Source organism: Tenacibaculum larymnensis, assembly GCF_028829235.1.
Taxonomy (GTDB): domain Bacteria; phylum Bacteroidota; class Bacteroidia; order Flavobacteriales; family Flavobacteriaceae; genus Polaribacter; species Polaribacter larymnensis.
Window position 1 is genome coordinate 130,467 of sequence record NZ_JAIWJY010000005.1, and the last position, 15,030, is coordinate 145,496.

Genomic DNA, 15,030 nt, shown 5'->3' on the forward strand with positions numbered 1-15,030 from the left:
ATATGTTAAAAAATAAACTCTTACTGTTTTTCTTCTTCCTAGGGATACTTACCAATATATCTGCACAAAGTATTAATGATTTTAGAAGTGTTAATTCAGGAAACTGGACAACAACTACAAACTGGGAGCGATTTGATGGTACCAATTGGGTAACCGCCACTTACTATCCTGGGGATGGTCCTACAAACGACGTTAATATAATTAATGGTAATACTATCACTATTAATTCATCTATTTCTATCTCTGTAAGCTCAATAACTATTGGAGATAATAACGACACCAATATTGAAACTTTAGAAATTAATTCAAATGCTACCATTTTTACCAATACTTTTTTAATCAAACTAGATGGACTTTTAAAATGGATCAGCTTTGTTACACTAACCTTATCTAATGATGATACTGAATTAATTGTTGAAAACACACTACCAGATGATCCTTCTTTAGGTTCAACACATGGAATTTACATAAACCCTCCTCCTTGTAGTAAAAATCAAACATTAGAGATAGGAACTGCAAGAAAAAATATTTATGCTACTTGTAACGGTGGTGGTGGTAGTGGAGTAGAGTCTTTTGATGAAGTTAATAATTCTGGAGGTAATCAATCATTAACCGTAACAATAGTGCCTAGTTTTACAGAGTTATGCTCTGGAGAAAGTATTTCATTTACAGTTTACCCATCTGGGACTGCTTACAATTCTGGAAATACTACTACTTACAATTGGACTTCAGCACCTACGACTGGTAATATAATTAACGTAAATTCTGATACAACATCTGCGTCACCATCAACTGATGGTAATATAACTTATCAAATAAGTATTACAAACTCTGGCTATAATGCTTCAAACTCAGTAATAATAACTGTTAATGACTGCAATCAACCCTCTGGAAAAATCATTACCAACCGCCGTATAACTTACAGAGTAAATAAATGATGTTATATAAAAAGTACATATCGTTTATTTTTTTTATAAGTAGTATTACTCTAACTATAGCACAAAATGCATTTCAAAATTCAGGTAATGTACAGTTACACGATGGTGCTCAAATTGGTTTCCATACTAACTTGGTAAACAACGGTACCTTAAACAATTATATTGGTTTTGCTGGTTTTTATGCTGATAACGAAGCTAGAACTATTTCTGGCACTAACAAAATCACCTTTTTTAATGTAGAAATTGATGCACTACAAAACCTAGAACTATACAATTCTTTAGGTGTACGCAATCAGTTAAGCTTTATCAACGGACAGGTAATTACACCAAGGAATAATACGGATATTTCATTCGATTTCATTGATTATGATTTCTACGCAGGTGAAGATAATGAACGACATATAGACGGCTACGCCTCTTTAAAGCAAGGAAATAAAAATACATCAAACTTTACCTTTCCTGTAGGAGATGGAGTAATGTTACGCCCTATGAGTTTACCTCACACCAATAAATACTATTTTTTTAAAGGAGCTTATTTTTATGAGGATCCGAATTTCCCTACTAATTTTACTGCTAATTTTTTAACAGACCAAAAGCAAGCTATAATTGAAAATATTAGCAATATTGAATTTTGGGATTTAGACGGAAAAAATGAAACCCAAATTACATTAACATGGAATAGCCGTAGCGATATTTCTTCCTTAGCCAATCAAATTTCACAATTAATTGTAGTAGGTTGGAGTAAAACTGAAAATCAATGGGTAAATTTAGATGTACTAGAAGTTACTGGAGATTTATATGAAGGGACAATTACATCAGCTGCATTCGTCCCCAATGAATACGAAGTAATTACAATTGGATCATTATTAGATGATGAAATTAACACAGATAATAACAATATTTTAATCTCTCCAAACAGAGATAACCTAAACGATTATTTAGTTTTTGATGAAGTAAATGAATACGCTCACAATAAACTAGTAATTTATAATCGTTGGGGAAATATTGTTTATCAAACTGAAGATTACAAAAACGATTGGGATGGTACTTCTAACGGAAGATCAACTATTAACAGAGAAGATAAACTTCCTGCTGCTACTTACTTTTACTACCTAGAATTAGGTGACGAACCAAACGCGTATCAGAAACTAAAAAAAGGTTGGGTATACATTAACCGATAATTATTTTACTAGCTCTTTTTTTGGGGTAGTAGGATTGTAACCAAAATCTGCATCTGGTAATTCTATCCCTAACTGATTTATGATAAAACCTATACTAGCAAAATGATGTATTGCATGGCTATGTGCTTGTATTAAGGCACTACCCAAAGTATAGTTTGCTGTTACTTTTCCTGTACCTAAATCATCTGTAACAGAAATAATTGTATCAAAATCTTCTGCTTCTAAACAATATAATTGCTCAATAACTTCATTAAAATATGCTATTCCAGACTCAGTTTTTTGCTCTGCTAATTGATTACGCTCTCTATCAGAAAAATCAACGCACTTTTTATTCAATCCATTAAAAATACAGGCAAAAACATCTAGAATATGCCTCATATTTGCTCCTATACTCGAATAATAAGGTGGAATTGATGTATCACTGTATTGTTCATCGCTAATCGCTTCTAATAGTTTAATTCCTCTTTGTAAATTTTTATCAATAGCTGCTATCATTCGTAAGTATAAGTTTTCAAGTAAGTCGTATAAATATAGAACTTTTTACTTGGAGAAATAATTTTTTTTTACCCAAACTAAAGCACTGAAAGCCAAAAACATAAACTAAAACAAAGAATTAAAGTTCAACTTAAAATTAATATTAAAATATTTTTTGGCACGCTCTTTGAAAATTATACATCAAATGCGGAAGCCGAAAAGCATATAGAGTAAGCATAACCCTAAAATTAGCAATTATGAGAACAGGGATACTATTATTATTAGCAATGATGTCATTGACAACTGTAAATGCCGACAACATTGAAAAATCAACTAGCAAAATTGGGGTTACAAACCGTTATAATGACGCTGTTACCTTTGTAGAAAGAGGAATTCAATTTCACGTATTTTTAAACGGAGATTTCGACTTCAATACCCACTATGATAGATACTCAGATTATGGCGTTCGTATTAAACGTGATAGAAGAGGTCGTGTTAGAAGTGTAGGAAACGTTTATATAAACTACGATGCCAGAGGAAATGTAAAAAGAATTGGTAGTGTATTTATGAGGTATAAGTTTGGAAACTTATTTAAAGTAGGAAACTTACATATTCAATACGATAGATGGGGTAATCCTAGGTTCAGAGGATTTGTAAAACCAGGACACCGCCATCACCATGATGATGATCACTACTATTACGATGATGGATTTGATGTAAATATCGATATAAACATAGGTGATATTTTTGATTATGATGACGTTTATTTTTACAGAAAAGATTTTGGAAGAAACTATCGTCAATTTAGAGAAGATAATAACTTTTACTACTACAGAGCGTTACCAAATGCTAAAATTGGAAAGCGTAGTAAAATTATAAAAAGACGTAAACACAAAGCTTTCAAAAACAAAAAATATAAAAACAAATACAGAAAAGGGAAGCCTGAACAAAAAGGTAAATCAAGAAGAAACCATGATTAAACAAAAAATCCCTCATCAAATTTGATGAGGGATTTTTTTATTCTATAATTATTTCGCTACGTTTACTGCTCTTGTCTCTCTAATTACAGTAACTTTTACCTGTCCTGGATAGGTCATATCATTCTGAATTTTTTGAGAAATATTAAATGATAATTCAGCTGCTTTAGTATCGTTTACTTTAGCACTCTCTACCATAACTCTTAATTCACGTCCTGCTTGAATAGCATAAGCTTTTTGTACTCCATTAAATCCAAAAGCAATATCTTCTAAATCTTTTAAACGTTGAATATAAGAATCTAATACTTGACGACGTGCTCCTGGTCTTGCTCCTGAAATCGCATCACAAACTTGAACAATAGGAGCTATTAAACTCTTCATTTCAATTTCATCATGGTGAGCTCCAATTGCATTACATACATCTGGTTTTTCACCATACTTTTCAGCCCATTGCATTCCTAATAATGCGTGTGGTAATTCACTTTCTGTTTCAGGTACTTTACCTATATCATGTAATAAACCTGCACGTTTAGCAGCTTTTGCATTTAGCCCCATTTCAGCAGCCATAATACCACAAAGGTTTGCTACTTCACGTGAGTGTTGTAATAAATTTTGACCGTAAGAAGAACGATACTTCATACGTCCAACTGTTTTAATCAGTTCAGGGTGTAAACCGTGAATTCCTAAATCAATTACAGTACGTTTACCTACTTCAATAATTTCTTGAGTAATTTGCTTTTCAGTCTTTTTTACAACCTCTTCAATTCTTGCTGGGTGAATTCTTCCGTCTGTTACTAATTTATGCATTGATAAACGAGCAATTTCACGACGAACAGGATCAAAACACGATAAGATAATTGCTTCAGGTGTATCATCTACAATAATTTCAACTCCAGTTGCTGATTCTAAAGCACGGATGTTTCTTCCTTCTCTACCAATAATTCTACCCTTAACGTCATCCGACTCTAAGTTAAATACAGAAACACAGTTTTCTACAGCTTGCTCTACTCCTACTCTTTGTATAGTATTTAAAACTACCTTACGGGCTTCTTGTTGCGCTGTCATTTTTGCTTCTTCAATTGTATCTTGAATGAAAGACATAGCGTCAGATTTTGCTTCGTCTTTTAATGATGCTACTAATTCGGTTTTAGCCTCATCTGCAGATAGTCCAGAAATTTGCTCAAGCATATCTACATGGCGCTTGTGCATCTTTTCTAATTCTGATTCTTTCTTTTCTAAGAACTCTAATTTATAATCAAAATCAGCTTCTTTTTTTTCTAACTGTTTATTAAGTTTTTTGCTTTTATCTAACTCTGATGATACTTGACTTTCTTTATCTCTTACTCTTTTTTCTACATCAGAAACTTTCTTTTCTCTTGATAGGATTACTTTTTCATGCTCAGACTTAAGTTCTATAAACTTTTCTTTTGCTTGTAAAATTTTATCCTTCTTTATTGCTTCGGCTTCTACTTTAGCTTCTTTTAGTATGCTATTTGCCTCTTTCTTTGTTTCTTGTATTAATTTATTTGCATTAGATTTTTCTAACATTTTAGCAATAAAAAAACCTACTGCTACACCTATAATTCCTGCTAAAACAGGAAATAATATTCCCTCCATAATTTTGATTTGATTGTATAAAAAAAGCCTACATCAATAGGGTTTTAAAAACTCCAAAATAACAAGTTTAGGATTAACTGATTGATCAAGGATCCGAGGTAAAATCGGCTTGCTTTACTAACCACGACTCATCCTTTATAATTGAATAACGTTGAGTTTAACAAACAATGTACTAATGTAGGCAGTATATTAAATAATATATTTTAAAGAACGTTTTATAAATGATCTTCTAGCAAGTTAGTCAATTCATTTATTTTTTGCAATACTTCGGCTTTTTCTTTAGTATTTTTTAACGATACTATTTCTGCTTTTGATGCAAACTGTAAAGCACTCATTGCTAAAACATCTTGCTTATCAGCTACCGCATAACTTTGTTCAAAATTGGCTATCAATTCATTAATACTTTTTGCTGCCTTTCGTAACCCTTCCTCTTCATCGGTACTATTTACACTTAACGGATACGTTCTACCAGCAATTACTACATTAACTTTTATTTTTGCCATGCAAAGAACTTTGTATTATGTGTTCAAAAGAGTAATACATTTATCAATCTCTCGAACTAAAGCATTTATTTTGAGTTTTGTTTCTCTTGTATTTTCGTTACTGCCCTCAATAGTTTTTGCAACTTTAAGCAAATTAAATTGTTTTTGCTGTTCTTCTAATTGCCTCTCTTTTTCTTGTAATAAAACTTGTAACTCAGCGTTATTTTGAAGTAAAACTTTATTTTCTTCTTTCAAAAACTCATAGTTAGAAAGTAAGTTCTTTAACCTATCTTCCAGTAAATGAATTGCTTTTAAAGGGTTACTCATTTATTTTAGAGAATAAAACTATATTCACAAAGTTATTAATATAACTTATAATTAGCAACTCTTTTAGTGTTTTTTACCAAAACACTGATTCTAAGCCCTTAAGGTTTTTGTTAGAATTTTACTAGTTTTGCTTTAAAACTGTTGCATTTTGAAATTTTATTTTTCTGTTATTTTATTAGTCTTTTTTATTAGTGGTAATGCTCAAAATAAGTATCCACGAAATTACTTCTCAAACCCTTTAAAAATACCTGTAGTACTATCTGGTACCTTTGGAGAACTAAGAAGTAATCATTTTCATTCTGGTATAGATATTAAAACCCAAGGAAAAGAAGGTATTCCTATTTACGCTCCTGCAAATGGATATGTTTCTCGTATAAAAGTACAGCAATATGGTTTTGGAAAAGCATTGTATATAACACACCCTAATGGTTACACTACCGTATATGCTCATTTAAAACGATTTGAACCAAGCATTCAACAATATGTAAAAAGCATTCAGTATAAGAAAGAAAAATATAGCACAGGAAACCTTTTTTTAAAACCCGATAAATTCCCAGTAAAAAAAGGACAACTTGTTGGTTATACTGGGGATACTGGTAGCTCTGGAGGTCCTCATTTACATTACGAAATTAGAAACACGCAAACTGAACATATTATCAACCCTATGCATTTTGGTTTAACAGCTAAGGATGATAAAACACCTACTGTTCAAAAATTAATAGCATATCCATTAAGTGACGATGCAAGAATTAATAATTCTGCATTAGAATCTGTTATTTCTTTTAAAAACAACGGTAATGGTAATTATGTAGCTGAAAAAATTACTGCTAGTGGTACTATTGGTTTTGGTATTAGTGTGTTTGACCGATTGAATGGAGCATTGAATAAAAATGGAATTTATAGTTTAGAAATGAAGGTTAATGGCAAGCGTATGTATTATCATGATGTTGAAACCTTTTCCTTTGCTGAAAGTAAATATATTAATCTATTAATAGACTATAAACACTACAAAAAATACAGAAATAGAGTACAAAGAACACATAAAGTAAAAGCAAACAGGCTTAGCTTGTACGAAGATTTAGTAAACAACGGAAAGATTCATATAGAAAACGGAGCTAATTACAATATTGAAATCATAGCTAAAGACTTTAAGCACAATACATCAAAAGTAAGGATACCAGTTAGAGGAACTTCTAGTAATTTAGTGTTTAAACAAAAAGACACTACTAATTACAAAATTACAGCAACTGAATTTAATAAGTTCCATCAAAAAAATGTAACTGTTGCTTTTCCTAAAAACACCTTTTATGAAGATTGTTTTATTGATTTTAAGGTTGAAAATGGTACTGCTAAGGTTCACGACCCTACAATTCCTTTAGATAAACGTTATACACTAACTTTTGAAACTTCTTTCTTAACAGAAGATCAAAAACAACATGTATATATCGCTAATGTTACTAATCCTAGGTATTCAAGATATACATCTACTAAAAAGAAAATAGACAAAGTATATACTACTACTAAACTTTTAGGTAGTTATGCCTTACGTTTTGACACTGAAAAACCAACAATTCAATTGTATAATTTTAGTAATAACCAATGGATTTCTAAAAACAAAACTCTTAAAGTTAGAATAGGTGATAAAGAAACTGGCATTAAAAATTACCGCGCCACTATTGATGGTGAATGGATTTTAATGGAATATAACCATAAAAAAAGAATCCTTACATACGATTTTAATGATAAAAAGTTGGTAGGTAGCAAACATATTTTTAAACTTGTAGTCTCTGATAATGTGGGTAATACTGAAACGGTTTCAGCTACATTTTTCAGAAAAGTAAACTAAACAAGCTTGAAAAAATTTATTCTTTTATTACTGTTCCCTTCACTAGTTTTTGCACAAAAAACAGCTACAGTAAAAGGAATCATTACCAATAAATTCAATACACCAATTGAAGGAGTTGCGATTTCTTATTTATCAAAAGGAACTACTACCGATGCTTACGGGATGTATCAATTTACCATTCCTATACGAAAAACAGTTACCGTTACATTTACACATGTTTCTTATAAAACTTTAGTGAAAAAATTCACCTCTAGAGGAAAAAGAAATTTTAACTTCTCTCCTACTTTACAAATTAAGAGTGAAGAATTAGAAGAAGTTATCGTTAAAAACCAACAAAAAGAAGCCCAAGGAATTACCAAAATAAAAACAAAAAAAGTAAAAAACATACTTGGTGCCAATGCTGGTGTTGAAAATATATTGATGACACTACCTGGAGTTAGTAATAACAACGAGTTGAGTACTCAGTATAATGTTCGTGGTGGTAACTTTGATGAAAACTTGGTATATGTTAACGGAATTGAAGTATATCGTCCATTCTTAATTCGTTCTGGTCAACAAGAAGGATTGAGTTTTACCAATCCTCATATGATTCAGAATATTAATTTTTCTGCGGGTGGATTTCAAGCTAAATACGGTGATAAGTTATCTTCTGTACTAGATATTACCTATAGAAAACCGACCAACTTTGGTGTTCAACTAGATTTAAGTTTGTTAGGAGGTAGTTTTACTATTGAAGACACTTTTGCTAATAATAAGCTAAGTGCAATTGTTGGTGTTCGTTATCGTGATAATAGCTTATTTGTAAACAGTAAACAAACTGAAATAAACTTTAGACCTCAATTTACAGATGTTCAATCATTTTTAAGCTACCAAGCAACTAGTAAACTTACATTAAATTTCTTAGGGAATTTTTCTCTTAACAACTATAATTACAAACCATTAACTCGCAAAACCCGATTTGGAACTTTAACGAATCCGCTAGAGTTAATTATTTTTTATCAAGGACAAGAAAAAGATCGTTTTCAAACCTTATTTGGAGCTTTTTCTGCTGACTATCAAGTTAACGACAATCTGGAACTTACTGGTACTGTTTCATCTTTTAACACACAAGAAGAAGAGTACTTTGATATTGCTGCTGCCTATGCAATAGGAGAAGTAAATAGTAATATTGGTTCTGAAGATTTTGGTGAAGTTGAATTTTCTCAAGGTATTGGTTCACAAATTAATCATGCACGTAACGACTTGGATGCTTTAATCAGCAATATTCAACTAAAAGCTACTTTAAAAGACGGTAACAATGAATGGAAAGCCGGTATTAAATACCAAAAAGAAAATATTAAAGACCGTATTCGTGAATGGGAAATGATAGATTCTTTAGGTTTTTCTGTTCGTCCACCGCACCACACCACAAATAATCAACCATACGAACCTTTTACAGGTCCTATTGAGCCTTACAGAAATGTGAGGGCAGAAAATGAAACAGACATTAACCGTATTACTAGTTTTTTACAATTTAGTAGAAAAGCAATGTGGAACGATCACCAAGTTTGGATGAATATTGGAGTTCGTTCTCATTATTGGTCTATAAAAACAGTTTCTACTAATAATTATTCTCAAACAATCTTTAGTCCTAGAGCGCAATTTGCTATAAAACCTGATTGGGAGAGCGATATGCTATTTAGAATATCTGGTGGATGGTATTCACAACCTCCTTTTTATAAAGAATTACGTGATTATGATGGTCAAGTACACCCCGAAGTAAAAGCACAAAAATCAATTCATTTAGTTGCTGGGAATGAATATAGTTTCAACTTATGGGAACGTCCATTTAAATTAGTTACTGAACTTTACTATAAAGACTTATCTAATGTAAATGCTTACTCTGTAGATAATGTCCGTATTCGTTATCGCGCAGATAATGTTACCGATGCCTATGCTTATGGTTTAGACATTCGCTTAAATGGTGAGTTTGTTCCGGGTAACGATAGTTGGGTAAGCTTTGGATATTTAAAAACTGAAGAAAATATTAACAATAGAGGTTACATTACTAGACCAACCGATCAACGTTTAAAATTTGGTGTGCTATTTCAAGATTATGTACCCAACTTACCCGATTTAAAAGCTTACTTAAACTTAGTTTACAATACAGGTTTACCAGGTGGAGCTCCTGCTTATTCAGATGTATATGAATTTCAAAACCGTTTAAACGATTATAAACGTGCTGATGTAGGAATTTCTTATGTTTTTGCAGATGCAAACAAACAACATAAAACAGGCTTCCTAAGAAGTTTTAAAGAGCTTACTGCTGGTTTAGAACTTTTTAACATTTTTGATATTCGTAACTCCAATACCAACACATGGGTACGTGATGCTTACAGTAAAAACCAATACGGCATCCCTAACTACATGACTGGAAGGGTGTTAAACTTTAAACTAGGAATGCAGTTTTAGTCTCCTCTACTCTTTTTAACGAAAAATTAGCGAAAAAACTTCCTTTAGCATTTTATACACATAGTACTTTAGCTTGAAAATTTCAAAGGTGCTATGAAAAAACCTATCTGTTTTTTACACAAAGAGTTTAGCTGGCATCAATATTACGCAACAAAAAAATAATTAAAATGAAAAACCAAAAAATTGAAATTGAAAACTTATGGAACAGATTTAAAAATTGGATCACTTCAAACGCTCCTCATTTATCAAAAGAACTTCAACCTTCAGTTCAACCAGAAGAAATAAAACAATTACAACAAACTATACAAACAGAATTACCTGAAGACTTTATAGCCTTTTTAAGTATACACAATGGTCAAAATAGAAATGCTGACGGTTTTATAGATGCTGAAGAGTTACTTTCTTCTGACCGAATAATGGACGAATGGAAAATTTGGTATGATTTATATCAAAGTGGAGACTTTGATGATAGTGAAGCTGAACCTGATGAAGAAATTAAAAACTTTTGGTGGAACCCTAAATGGATACCAATTACCTATGATGGATCAGGAAATCATCTTTGTATAGACATGGACCCTACTGAAAATGGAACCAAAGGCCAAATAATAAGAATGTGGCATGACGACAGTGTAAGAGAGTTTATAGCTCCGTCTTTTAAGGTTTTTTTCGAAAATTACTGTATTAACCTTGAAAATGACATATATGCTTACTCAGACGAATGGGGAGGAATAATTAACAAAGAAGATATTTAAATCATTTTTTTTACGCTGTAAAAACTATAAATAATACACAACATTATGAATTACGAACAACACTTTAAACGTTCAACAGAAATTAGAAATGAGTATTGGCAACAAACAGGAACTCCTTTTTCTGATGTTATAGGAAGCATGATTAATCCTACTTTTTTAGGAGGACCTAAATGGCCATCTTTACGACAAGCCCACATAGGAATTAAAACGGAAGATGGTACCATTATAGCTACAGACGGTTTGAGTGACCCGTATGACGACTATGATACAAATACAGAAAATCAAGCTTATAATGGTATAGGTATAGAACTTTATACCATTTGTGATAACAAATACGAAGATATTCAGCACATAATAGACTCTTGGGAGTTTAAAATTACTCGAAGAGCAAGCAACATTGCTGCTGCTAACCCTAATATTTCATATACTTTAAATGATTACACCTACATTTCAACAACTATTGATGGTAGTGGTTTACCAGAATGCTTTGTAAACGAAGATGAAGAAGCTGGTATATTATTAGGTTTAAAAAACAATAATATTAACAACTCATTAAAATTAAGTATTGAAGAAATAGTATTAGTTAACGTAACCCTTTTAACCCCTAAAGAGTTAGCCTATATATTAGAAAATGGTGCTGAAGGAAGAAATAAAATAGCCGAGTTATTAACTAAAAAAAATTTTCATAAATTAACATCTCAAAGAGAATCTGTTATATAAAATAACTAAGTTAGTAGTAAATTTTAATAAAATGAATTGAGTTTTATTAATTATAGCTTTCAAAAGAAGTTACTGCATTTTGACGATTCATTTTTATCACCATCTTAATTGTTTCAATCTTAGAACTCAAAATAGTTTCTCATAAACTTAAAATATGAAAACAACACCAAAACACGACGAAAGAATTGCAAACATGACTTTTGCTTCTGTTTATCCACACTATATTACGAAAGTTGAGAAAAAAGGTAGAACCAAAGAGGAATTACATCAAGTAATTGAATGGTTAACTGGTTTTGATAACGAGATGTTAAACAAATTAATTGATCAAAAAGTAACTTTTGAAACCTTCTTCAAAGAAGCTAAATTAAACCCAAACGCTCATTTAATTACAGGGGTTATTTGTGGTTATCGAATAGAAGAAATCGAAACTCCCTTAACAAAGCAAGTTCGTTATTTAGACAAGCTTGTAGATGAATTAGCTAAAGGTCGTAAAATGGAAAAAATTTTACGTTAATCACACTTAACTCTGATCTAGAAATTATACTCTATAAGTTTTAGAGACTTAAAAAGTCTCTAAAACTATTTAACCTCACTTATTTCCTTGCTATCTTATAAATTACTATAATTTCAATTATTATAGTAGGTATTAATAAGAACAATCCTAAACTAGCCAAGACTACAGTAGACAATAAAACTCCTGTTATTATTTCTAAAACACCACATACTTGCACTAAAGCTCCTAACCTACTCTTTAACTGTAATAAGCCAATACCAAAAATTATTTGAACGACTCCAAAAACAAGTAGCTCTACTACAAGAGATACTCCAACAGTCTCTTCACTAAAGTTTATTAAAAATATATCATAGAACTCAAATAGTACATATGCTATCATAAAGACACAAACTATTATCTCTAATAATCTATGAGCATAAATTTTAGCTACTCTTAAAAACCCCATAAAGAATAATACAAAAGCCACAGAAGAAATCACTTTAATACTAGTATATAGCAATCCATTAAAAATTGATTCATCCTTTGTAAACTGATATACATCAGCAATAGTTTCAACAAAACCAAAAACAAAATATATAACTCCAAAAATCCAAGCTAAGTTTAATTTCTTTTTATCTTGATTTGTAAGTACAACCTCGTTTGTAAATTCTTCTAAATTAATAGTTGCATCCAACGCTTCTAATATAGTTTTAATCGTAAAACTTCTTGGCATAGTTTCCCCTGCCTCTATACGTTGTATTGTACGAACATTAATATTACATTTTTCAACAAGCTCTTCTTGAGTTAATCCCTTTTGTTTTCTTAATTCAAGAATCTTTTTTCCTAAATCTGGTTGTTTCATGGTAAGTAAATTTTTATTTCTCATACAATATTACTTTTGATTCTAAATTTGATAAAACTATTTAATGGTTTTTAACCCGACTTTTACACGACATCTCTTTATTTACAATACTTTCAAGACGAATTCATTTTTTATAAAAAATAAAAACACCAGCAAAGATGATAAAAATTGAATACATTTGCTTTTGTTAATTTTCAACACATGAAACTAGTTTTTGCTACCAATAATCTAAATAAACTTGCTGAAGTACAAAAAATGCTACCTAGCTCTATTGAGCTACTTTCTTTAAAAGATATCAACTGTTTTGATGATATTGAAGAGACTGCAACAACTTTAGAGGGAAACGCTATAATTAAAGCAAATTATATTACCGAAAAGTTTGGATACAATTGTTTTGCTGATGATACAGGTTTAGAAGTTGAAGCTTTAAATGGAGATCCAGGTGTATATTCAGCTCGCTATGCAGGTGAACCTGCTAATGCAGAAAACAACATGCAAAAACTATTAACAGAATTAAATCATAAAATCAATAGAACTGCTCAGTTTAGGACTTCTATTTGTTTAAATTTAGACGAAAAACAATTTTTGTTTGATGGAGTTTGTAAAGGAACCATTTTAACATCTAAACAAGGAGAAAAAGGTTTTGGATATGATCCTATTTTTCAGCCTGAAGGATACAATAAATCATTTGCAGAAATGACTTCTGAAGAAAAAAACAAAATAAGTCATAGAGGATTAGCGATTCAACAATTAGTAGCATTTTTAAAATCAATTAGCTAGTTGAATTTATCAAAAACATACACAGTTCACTTTTTACTTTTATCGGTTTTACTGATAGTTTTTTTACTACTAAACATTAGTTTTGGTTCTGTATCAATTCCTCTAAAAGAAATTTTTAACTCCTTATTTGGCAACCCTGTAGCAAAAGATAGTTGGGAAACTATTATTATAAATTACCGATTACCAAAAGCTATTACTGCTATTTTAGTAGGATCAGGCTTAGCTATAAGTGGATTGTTAATGCAAACATTATTTAGAAATCCGCTTGCTGGTCCTTTTGTGTTAGGAATATCTTCTGGTGCAAGCCTTGGTGTAGCATTGCTCATTTTAGGCTCTAGTGTTTTTGGAGGATTTTTTCTTGTAGCTATTTACTCTAACTGGGCATTAGCCATTGCTGCAAGTGCAGGATCTTTCTTAGTATTATCAGCGGTTATTATAGCTGCTAATAGAGTTCGTAATACGATGTCTATTTTAATTATCGGATTAATGTTTGGCTCGTTAACATCAGCAGTTATTAGTGTTTTAGCTTTTTTTAGTGAAGCTGAACAAATACAACAATATTTATTTTGGAGCTTTGGAAGTTTAGGTAATCTAACTTGGGCCGAACTTTCTGTTTTTGGAATTATTTACCTAGTAGGAATTCTTGGAACATTTTCTGTTATTAAACCTCTAAACAGCTTTTTATTGGGAGAAAACTATGCAAAAAGTTTAGGAATCAATATCAAAAAAAGTAGAAATATCATTTTACTAATCACAAGTATTCTTACAGGGGTAATTACTGCTTTTTCAGGCCCTATTGCTTTTGTTGGACTAGCTGTTCCACATATTGCTAAAATGATTTTTTCTACATCAAACCATAAAGTATTATTGCCTGCGGTTGCTTTAATTGGAGCAATTATTCTGTTAATTTGCGACAGTATAGCGCAATTACCTACAAGCGAATTCACCTTACCTATTAACGCAATAACATCATTATTTGGAGCACCTGTAGTTATTTGGCTATTAATTAGGAAGAAGAAAATATATGTATAAGAATATAAACAGTTAAACATCAAGCAACAACAAAAACATATCGTCTTACAAACAGAAAACCTTTCAATAGGTTACAAATCAAAAAAACAAGAAACTCT

15 protein-coding genes and 1 other RNA gene are annotated in these 15,030 nt (G+C 31.1%); 10 read left to right on the forward strand and 6 right to left on the reverse strand.

Annotated features, from left to right (window positions below; translation table 11 throughout):
* Window positions 1-2: 2 nt before the first annotated feature.
* Both LCI24_RS09330 and LCI24_RS09335 read left to right on the forward strand, forming a co-directional pair.
* The gene (locus tag LCI24_RS09330; RefSeq protein WP_274640140.1) at window positions 3-938 is read left to right on the forward strand and encodes a hypothetical protein; all 936 of its coding nucleotides are present in this window, start codon (window positions 3-5) and stop codon (window positions 936-938) included.
* Entirely contained in the window at window positions 935-2,119 is a 1,185-nt protein-coding gene (locus tag LCI24_RS09335; protein ID WP_274640141.1) for a T9SS type B sorting domain-containing protein, read from the forward strand. Before LCI24_RS09330 ends, LCI24_RS09335 begins: the two co-directional genes overlap by 4 nt.
* Here LCI24_RS09335 and LCI24_RS09340 read toward each other — a convergent pair whose 3' ends face one another.
* Window positions 2,120-2,614, reverse strand: a complete 495-nt coding sequence (locus tag LCI24_RS09340; RefSeq protein ID WP_099213793.1) for a DinB family protein — start codon at window positions 2,612-2,614, stop codon at window positions 2,120-2,122. It lies immediately after the preceding gene.
* A gap of 236 nt (window positions 2,615-2,850) precedes the next feature.
* Between LCI24_RS09340 and LCI24_RS09345 the strand changes: the two genes are divergently transcribed.
* Entirely contained in the window at window positions 2,851-3,573 is a 723-nt protein-coding gene (locus LCI24_RS09345) for a hypothetical protein (RefSeq protein WP_274640142.1), read from the forward strand.
* Window positions 3,574-3,621: 48 nt separating this feature from the next.
* On the opposite strand, the gene rny is transcribed toward LCI24_RS09345, so the two are convergent.
* From rny to LCI24_RS09365, 4 genes are all read right to left on the reverse strand, one after another.
* Window positions 3,622-5,187, reverse strand: a complete 1,566-nt coding sequence (rny, locus tag LCI24_RS09350) for a ribonuclease Y (protein WP_274640143.1) — start codon at window positions 5,185-5,187, stop codon at window positions 3,622-3,624.
* A gap of 48 nt (window positions 5,188-5,235) precedes the next feature.
* A non-coding RNA gene (ssrS, locus tag LCI24_RS09355) (6S RNA) lies at window positions 5,236-5,344 on the reverse strand.
* A 58-nt stretch (window positions 5,345-5,402) separates the two neighbouring features.
* Complete coding sequence (locus tag LCI24_RS09360; protein ID WP_274640144.1) at window positions 5,403-5,690, reverse strand: cell division protein ZapA; 288 nt, start codon at window positions 5,688-5,690, stop codon at window positions 5,403-5,405.
* 15 nt (window positions 5,691-5,705) lie between these two features.
* Window positions 5,706-5,996: a hypothetical protein gene (locus LCI24_RS09365; protein WP_274640145.1), complete on the reverse strand. Its 291-nt coding sequence runs from the start codon at window positions 5,994-5,996 to the stop codon at window positions 5,706-5,708.
* Between the two features lie 148 nt (window positions 5,997-6,144).
* On the opposite strand from LCI24_RS09365, the gene LCI24_RS09370 reads away from it, so the two are divergent.
* The 5 genes from LCI24_RS09370 (at window position 6,145) to LCI24_RS09390 (ending at window position 12,279) form a co-directional block, all read left to right on the forward strand.
* Entirely contained in the window at window positions 6,145-7,842 is a 1,698-nt protein-coding gene (locus tag LCI24_RS09370) for a M23 family metallopeptidase (RefSeq protein WP_274640146.1), read from the forward strand.
* Window positions 7,843-7,848: 6 nt separating this feature from the next.
* A complete protein-coding gene (locus LCI24_RS09375; RefSeq protein ID WP_274640147.1) occupies window positions 7,849-10,293 on the forward strand; it encodes a carboxypeptidase-like regulatory domain-containing protein in 2,445 nt (814 codons plus the stop codon).
* A gap of 167 nt (window positions 10,294-10,460) precedes the next feature.
* Window positions 10,461-11,045 carry an SMI1/KNR4 family protein gene (locus LCI24_RS09380; protein ID WP_274640148.1) on the forward strand — a complete coding sequence of 195 codons (585 nt, stop codon included), beginning with the start codon at window positions 10,461-10,463 and terminating at the stop codon, window positions 11,043-11,045.
* Window positions 11,046-11,090: 45 nt separating this feature from the next.
* Window positions 11,091-11,765 (forward strand): hypothetical protein, encoded by a 675-nt coding sequence (locus LCI24_RS09385; RefSeq protein ID WP_274640149.1) that lies wholly within the window; start codon window positions 11,091-11,093, stop codon window positions 11,763-11,765.
* 154 nt (window positions 11,766-11,919) lie between these two features.
* Entirely contained in the window at window positions 11,920-12,279 is a 360-nt protein-coding gene (locus LCI24_RS09390; RefSeq protein WP_274640150.1) for a DUF2200 domain-containing protein, read from the forward strand.
* Window positions 12,280-12,358: 79 nt separating this feature from the next.
* On the opposite strand, the gene LCI24_RS09395 is transcribed toward LCI24_RS09390, so the two are convergent.
* Window positions 12,359-13,144 (reverse strand): helix-turn-helix domain-containing protein, encoded by a 786-nt coding sequence (locus tag LCI24_RS09395; RefSeq protein WP_274640151.1) that lies wholly within the window; start codon window positions 13,142-13,144, stop codon window positions 12,359-12,361.
* A gap of 177 nt (window positions 13,145-13,321) precedes the next feature.
* On the opposite strand from LCI24_RS09395, the gene LCI24_RS09400 reads away from it, so the two are divergent.
* On the forward strand, window positions 13,322-13,900 hold the full coding sequence (locus LCI24_RS09400) for a non-canonical purine NTP diphosphatase (protein WP_274640152.1): 579 nt from the start codon (window positions 13,322-13,324) through the stop codon (window positions 13,898-13,900).
* Entirely contained in the window at window positions 13,901-14,932 is a 1,032-nt protein-coding gene (locus LCI24_RS09405) for a FecCD family ABC transporter permease (protein ID WP_274640153.1), read from the forward strand.
* Window positions 14,933-15,030: the final 98 nt, after the last annotated feature.

Coding starts and splice junctions, on each gene's coding strand:
- LCI24_RS09400 (WP_274640152.1), top strand. CDS start 13,322: ATGAAACTAGTTTTTGCTACCAATAATCTAAATAAACTTGCTGAAGTA.
- LCI24_RS09390 (WP_274640150.1), top strand. CDS start 11,920: ATGAAAACAACACCAAAACACGACGAAAGAATTGCAAACATGACTTTT.
- rny (WP_274640143.1), bottom strand. CDS start 5,187: ATGGAGGGAATATTATTTCCTGTTTTAGCAGGAATTATAGGTGTAGCA.
- LCI24_RS09365 (WP_274640145.1), bottom strand. CDS start 5,996: ATGAGTAACCCTTTAAAAGCAATTCATTTACTGGAAGATAGGTTAAAG.
- LCI24_RS09335 (WP_274640141.1), top strand. CDS start 935: ATGATGTTATATAAAAAGTACATATCGTTTATTTTTTTTATAAGTAGT.
- LCI24_RS09395 (WP_274640151.1), bottom strand. CDS start 13,144: ATGAGAAATAAAAATTTACTTACCATGAAACAACCAGATTTAGGAAAA.
- LCI24_RS09360 (WP_274640144.1), bottom strand. CDS start 5,690: ATGGCAAAAATAAAAGTTAATGTAGTAATTGCTGGTAGAACGTATCCG.
- LCI24_RS09345 (WP_274640142.1), top strand. CDS start 2,851: ATGAGAACAGGGATACTATTATTATTAGCAATGATGTCATTGACAACT.
- LCI24_RS09330 (WP_274640140.1), top strand. CDS start 3: ATGTTAAAAAATAAACTCTTACTGTTTTTCTTCTTCCTAGGGATACTT.
- LCI24_RS09380 (WP_274640148.1), top strand. CDS start 10,461: ATGAAAAACCAAAAAATTGAAATTGAAAACTTATGGAACAGATTTAAA.
- LCI24_RS09385 (WP_274640149.1), top strand. CDS start 11,091: ATGAATTACGAACAACACTTTAAACGTTCAACAGAAATTAGAAATGAG.
- LCI24_RS09340 (WP_099213793.1), bottom strand. CDS start 2,614: ATGATAGCAGCTATTGATAAAAATTTACAAAGAGGAATTAAACTATTA.